Genomic DNA, 5,843 nt, shown 5'->3' with positions numbered 1-5,843 from the left:
GAAGCAGCTCGAACGCATTCTCGAGAATCACGGCGTCGATATCGCCGTGCACGGTCGCCGTCGCGGCGAATCGGATGGTGTTGGCCAGCGCATGACCTTTCATGCCGCCGATATCGTCGACACCACCGCGCCTTATGACCTCGTCTCCAAGATGCGCGCCAGCTTCTGGGTCATCGGGCCGCTGCTCGCCCGTTGCCACGAGGCCCGCGTGTCTCTCCCCGGTGGCTGCGCCATCGGCACGCGGCCGGTCGATCTCTTTCTCTTTGGCCTGAAAGAACTCGGCGCCGAGATCGATATCGACGAGGGCTATGTGGTTGCCCGCGCGCCCAAGGGCGGTCTGGTCGGCAATCGTATCGTGTTCCCAAAAGTTTCGGTGGGCGCGACCCACACGCTGCTGATGGCTGCGACCCTCGCCAAGGGCACGACCGTTATCGAGAATGCGGCGCAGGAGCCAGAAATCACCAATGTCGCCGAATGCCTTGTCGCCATGGGCGCCAAGATTTCGGGCATCGGCACCAAGACGCTGACCATTGAAGGCGTCGAAAAGCTGCATGGCGCCAATGTGGAAGTCATTCCCGACCGCATCGAAACCGGCACCTTTGCCATGGCTGCGGCAATGACCGGGGGCGATGTGCTGCTGCGCGGCGCCCGGGCCGAGCACCTGCAGTCGGCAATCGACATCCTGGCCCGCACGGGCGTTGATCTGACGACGGAAGCCGATGGCATCCGCGTCAAACGCAATGGCAATGGCATCCAGCCGGTCGATATCGAGACCCACCCGTTCCCGGGCTTCCCGACCGACTTGCAGGCCCAGTTCATGGCGCTGATGACCATGAGCCAGGGCACGAGCCATGTGCGCGAAACCATCTTTGAGAACCGCTACATGCACGTGGCCGAGCTTGCCCGTTTTGGCGCCGATATCGCCGTCGATGGGCAGGTGGCGACCATCCAGGGCAAGTCGCAGCTCAAGGGCGCTCAGGTGATGGCAACGGACCTTCGCGCTTCGGTGTCGCTGGTCATTGCCGGCCTTGCCGCCAAGGGCGAGACGGTGGTCAACCGCATCTATCACCTCGACCGCGGCTTTGAGCGTCTCGAAGACAAGCTGTCGCGCTGTGGCGCGGAGATTGAACGGCTGGCTGGCTAGGGCCTGACGACAACGCCGATATTGGGGGCTTCCGGTGCGCGCCGGGAGCCCCTTTGTTTTGGAATGCGAACCTCCACCCGATCGTCACCACCGGGCTTGTCCCGGTGGTCCATGCGGAGGCGAGATGGATTGCCGGGACAAGCCCGGCAATGACGACAGTGGGGGTAGGGAGGCTTCGCCGTCTCGCTCAGTCGAGCGTCTGCCTGTAGCGCAGCATGGCCACAACGGTGATCACCAGCACGATCACACCGAGCGCGGTCAGCTCCGACGTGACGTCAAATGTCCCGGCGCCCTTGAGCATCACCTTGCGAATGAGCCGGATGAAATGAGTCGCCGGCACACCGGTGCCGATGGTCTGGGCCCAGCCGGGCATGCCGGCAAAGGGGAACATGAAGCCCGAGAGCAGGATCGAGGGCAGGATGGTGAAAAAGCTCAACTGCATCGCCTGCATCTGGTTTTTCGCCACGGTGGAAATCAGAAATCCCAACGCGAGATTGCCCAGCACGAAGAGATTGAAGCCGAAGAAGAAGGCCGTGAACGTGCCGGTGAATGGCACCTGGAACACGGCGAAGGCGGCGACGAGGAATACCGCGGTCTGCACATAGCCGACGAAGACATAGGGCAGGATTTTGCCCAGCATCACCTCCAGCGGCGTCACCGGGGTGGAGATCAGCATTTCCATCGTGCCGCGCTCGCGCTCCTTCACGATGGCGACGGCCGTGATCATCACCATGGTCATGGAGAGGATGATGGCCAGCAGACCCGGCACGATATTGGTCGAGGTTTTGCCCTCGGGATTGTATTGGCGATGGACGATCACCTCGAAGGGCAGCGGCGCCCCGGCGGCGGGCGACAGAGGCCCGGTGAGCGTCTGGGCGATGGCGCCATTGACGATGCCGCTCATGGCCGCCGCAGCGCCGCTGACGGCCGAGGGGTCGGAGGCATCGGCGGCGATGAGGAGATTTGGCCTGAGGCCGCGCACGACGTCGCGCTCGAAATCGGCTGGGATGACGACAACGAAATTCGCCTCGCCCCGGCGCAACGCTTCCTCCCCGGCGTCTGGCCCGCGCACCTGGCCGATGAAATCGAAATAACCCGACGTATCCATGCCCGCCAGAAGGGCGCGGGTCAGCGGACCGTCATCGTTGACCTCGACCAGCGTCGGCAGGTGTCGGGGGTCGGCATTGATGGCGAAGCCGAACAGCATGAGCTGGACGATGGGCAGGCCGATCATCATCCCGAAGGTGACGCGGTCGCGCCGCATCTGGATGAACTCTTTCCAGAGTACGGCGACGAAGCGGCTCAATGAGAAGCGCAGGTTCATGCCGCGTCACGCGAGAAATTATCCCGCGCTCCCGCCATGAGATAGATGAAGGCCTCTTCCAGCCCCGCCGGCACCTCGCTCCATCGCTGTCTTTTGTCACTTTGGAATTTTGCCACCGTGGCCGCCAAGGCCGCTGCATCGGTGCCGGAGACATGGAGGGCCGAGCCGAAACGCGCCACTTGGTCGACGCCCGGCTGGTCCTTCAACTGCTCTTCCAGCGCCACCAGTTCCTGCCCCTCAGCCCGCCAGGTGGTCAGCCCCACCATGGTCGGGATTTCGGTCGCCCGCCCGTCGATCAGCTTTTTGCCATACGCGATATAGGTGATGAAATCGCACTGGATGGCCTCGTCCATGTAGTGCGTCGACACCAGAACCGTGACGCCGACCTTGGACAGCCGCCGGATCTCGTCCCAGAAATCGCGCCGCGCCTTGGGATCGACGCCGGCCGTGGGCTCATCGAGCAGCAGCAGTTTGGGATCGTGGATGAGACAAGCCGCCAGCGCCAGCCGCTGCTTCCAGCCGCCCGAGAGCGTGCCGGCCAATTGCCCTGCCCGGTCGACCAGTCTCAGATCAGCCAATGCGCCATCGACACGGCTCTTCCGGTTCTTCACCCCATACATTCGCGCCACGAAATCGAGGTTCTCGCGGATGGTCAGGTCTTCATAGAGGCTGAATTTCTGGGTCATGTAGCCCACCTCAGCCTTGATCCTCCCCGCCTCGCGCCGCACGTCAAAACCAAGACACTGCCCCTCGCCCTCGTCGGGCAAAAGCAGGCCGCAGAGCATGCGGATGGTTGTCGTCTTGCCCGAGCCATTGGGGCCCAGAAACCCATAGATGGCGCCCTTGGGCACGGCGATGTCGAAATGATCGACCACCGTCTTGTCGCCAAAACGCTTGGTCAGCCCGTGCACGTCGATGACGCGTTCCTCGCTCATGGCAGCACGGTGACCGGTTGGCCGGGCTGCAGCTTTGCGGCATCATCAAGCCGCGCTTCGACGAGATAGACGAGCCTGCTGCGCTCCTCGGTCGAATAGATGACCGGTGGCGTCGTCTGCGCCTCGCTCGCGATATGCACCACGGTCGCTGCCATATCGGCGCAGCCATCGCAGGTGACGGTCACCGCCTGCCCGACCGAGAGGCTCGACCGCGCCGTCTCCGGCACGAAGAACCGCGCCTCGAGCGCCTTGTCCGGCAGAATGGAGGCAATCGGTGTCCCCACGGCCGCCACTTCGCCCACGGCATAATAGAGTTTTTCAATGACGCCCGCGGCCGGCGCATGCACCTGCCGGTCGGACAGATTTATCCGCGCGCCCTCGGCATCGGCCTCTGCCGCGGCGAGATTTGCTTCCGCCGCCACCTGCTGGCCCGAACGCGCCGGCAGTTCGGCCACCGCCAGTTGCGCCTTCAATTGGCTCACCTGCGCCTCGGCCGACGCCACGGCATTGCTGTCCACCTCGACCTTGGCCGCCGAAACCGTGCCCGCCTTCTCAAGCTGCTCGCTGCGTGTGAGATTGGTCCGCGCCAGCCCCAGATCCGCTTCGGCTTTGCTCAGCGAAGCGCGGATGACATCGAGTTCTTCGCTGCGGCTACCGGTCTCGAGATTTTCAAGCGTTGCCCGCGCCGCCGCCACGCGCGCCTCGGCCGCCGACAACAGGGCCTGTTGCTGGCTCTGGTCGAGCACCAGCAAGAGATCGCCTTCGCTCACCGCCTCACCTTCGGCCACCGCGATTTCCGTGATCCGTCCCGCGCTCACCGGCGCGACATAGACATAGTCGGCCTCGATATAGCCGGTGAAGCCAGTGGGCCCGGCATCGTGCGCGAAGAAGGCGAGAACGGCCGCCAATAGTCCGCCGAAAAAGTCGCTCATGGCGTCTCCTCTCCGCCCGCAGGCGAAATGCCGTGAAACAGGATATCGAGGTGGTTTTCCACCAGCCGGTCGAGCGCCAGCCCCTCTTCAGGCCGCACGCCGAAAACTTCGCTCAGCGCCACATGGGCCACGATCGGCCCGACAATGGAGCGCACGGTCATTTCCGGATCGATTTTTCGCAATTGTCCCGACGCAACGCCGCGCGCCACCAGCGCCGTCAGCGCCGGGATCACCTTACCCAGCACCTCGCGCCGATAGAGTTCGGCAATGGCGGGAAAATTCATGATCTCGCGCAGGATCAGCCGCGGCACGGCAAGATTGTGCGGATCGGCCAGCAGGTTTTGCAGCGTATGCACCAGCATGGCGATGGGCAGGCGCGGATCCCCTTCGAACTGAGCCATGTCCGGCACCGCACGCTCGGCAATCGGGGCCACCGCGCGCCGCACGATCCCCTCCATCAGCGCTTCCTTGGAGGGAAAGTAGAGATAGACCGTACCCTTGGAGACGCCCGCGCGCCGCGCCACCTCGTCCACCTTGGTCGCAGCAAAGCCCTTTTCGGAGAACACGGCTAAAGCCGCATCCAGCATTTCATCCGGCCGCGCCTCGGCCCGCCGGCGGAATTTCTTGTCGGTGGTGTTCATGCGGACGACTATAACTGACTGACTGGTCAGTTATCAAGTGAATTGCACCAATCACCGACTCTTCCCTCGCCCCTTGCGGGAGAGGGACAGATTTTCTGCGTTCAGCAGAAAATCAGGGTGAGGGGTATTCTCTCCTCCGCAGAGGAGCTTGCGCCAACACTGCGGACCCCTCATCCGCCCCTTCGGGGCACCTTCTCCCGCAAGGGGAGAAGGGAGATCGGCTGGCGGGGAAGTAGCAGGGGCCAAACTCGCCCCCACTTCCCCCCGTCCCTTCAAGCTTGTAGATCAGCCCCTGCATGACCAAATGTGGCAGAACCAATTTCGCGAGCTGACCCTATGACCGATCTCAAGCTACTGGCGCTTGATACTGAAGATCTCGCCGTGCTTTCCGCCCATGTGCAGGATGCCGTCGTGCGCACCGTCGATATGGGCTATGCCCGCGGCGACCGGCGCTTTGCCCTATTGATGAACCGCTACGACTGGACCGAAGACAAGCCACGCAGCAAGGGCCTCCGCAAGCGCTCCGGGCTGCATTTCGATCGCGTCGAGAACGTCGCCTATGCCGGCTTTGACCCGGCCTCCCCCGAAGGCGTGCTCAACCTGCTGGCGCTGACCTTCACGCCGGCCCCCGATGGCGTCTCGGGCATAGTGGAAATCACCTTTGCCGGCGGCGGCACAGTGCGGCTGACGGTGGAGGTGCTTGAGGCACGATTGGCGGACCTTGGTGCTGCTTGGGCCGCGGCGGCAAAGCCGGCGCATAAACTCGATTGATATTGGCGCTCCGGCGCGCGGGGCTCCACCCCCACCCATCCTCCCCCATCAAGGGGGAGGTGTTGCATCGAGTTTGAGACTGGCTCTCGTCCTAAC

General features: G+C 63.6%; 6 protein-coding genes. 2 read left to right on the top strand and 4 right to left on the bottom strand.

What is annotated here, in order from left to right:
- On the top strand, window positions 1–1,144 hold a 1,144-nt coding region (murA, locus tag ABW043_RS12615), incomplete at its 5' end, for a UDP-N-acetylglucosamine 1-carboxyvinyltransferase (RefSeq protein ID WP_353921559.1).
- A gap of 187 nt (window positions 1,145–1,331) precedes the next feature.
- Here the strand turns inward: murA and ABW043_RS12610 are convergent.
- Genes ABW043_RS12610 through ABW043_RS12595 form a run of 4 tightly spaced genes read right to left on the bottom strand, consistent with a single transcriptional unit; the run spans window position 1,332 to window position 4,976 of the window.
- A complete protein-coding gene (locus ABW043_RS12610) occupies window positions 1,332–2,468 on the bottom strand; it encodes an ABC transporter permease (RefSeq protein ID WP_353921558.1) in 1,137 nt (378 codons plus the stop codon).
- Complete coding sequence (locus ABW043_RS12605) at window positions 2,465–3,403, bottom strand: ABC transporter ATP-binding protein (protein WP_353921557.1); 939 nt, start codon at window positions 3,401–3,403, stop codon at window positions 2,465–2,467. The genes ABW043_RS12610 and ABW043_RS12605 overlap by 4 nt, the downstream gene beginning before the upstream one ends.
- A complete protein-coding gene (locus ABW043_RS12600) occupies window positions 3,400–4,335 on the bottom strand; it encodes an HlyD family secretion protein (RefSeq protein ID WP_353921556.1) in 936 nt (311 codons plus the stop codon). The genes ABW043_RS12605 and ABW043_RS12600 overlap by 4 nt, the downstream gene beginning before the upstream one ends.
- On the bottom strand, window positions 4,332–4,976 hold the full coding sequence (locus ABW043_RS12595; RefSeq protein ID WP_353921555.1) for a TetR/AcrR family transcriptional regulator: 645 nt from the start codon (window positions 4,974–4,976) through the stop codon (window positions 4,332–4,334). Before ABW043_RS12595 ends, ABW043_RS12600 begins: the two co-directional genes overlap by 4 nt.
- A gap of 336 nt (window positions 4,977–5,312) precedes the next feature.
- Here ABW043_RS12595 and ABW043_RS12590 point away from each other — a divergent pair, with 336 nt between their 5' ends.
- Window positions 5,313–5,747 (top strand): DUF2948 family protein, encoded by a 435-nt coding sequence (locus ABW043_RS12590; protein WP_353921554.1) that lies wholly within the window; start codon window positions 5,313–5,315, stop codon window positions 5,745–5,747.
- Window positions 5,748–5,843: the final 96 nt, after the last annotated feature.

Origin of the sequence: Devosia sp. (assembly GCF_040509215.1) — a bacterium.
Lineage (GTDB): Bacteria > Pseudomonadota > Alphaproteobacteria > Rhizobiales > Devosiaceae > Devosia.
This window is presented reverse-complemented; position numbering and strand designations above follow the sequence as displayed.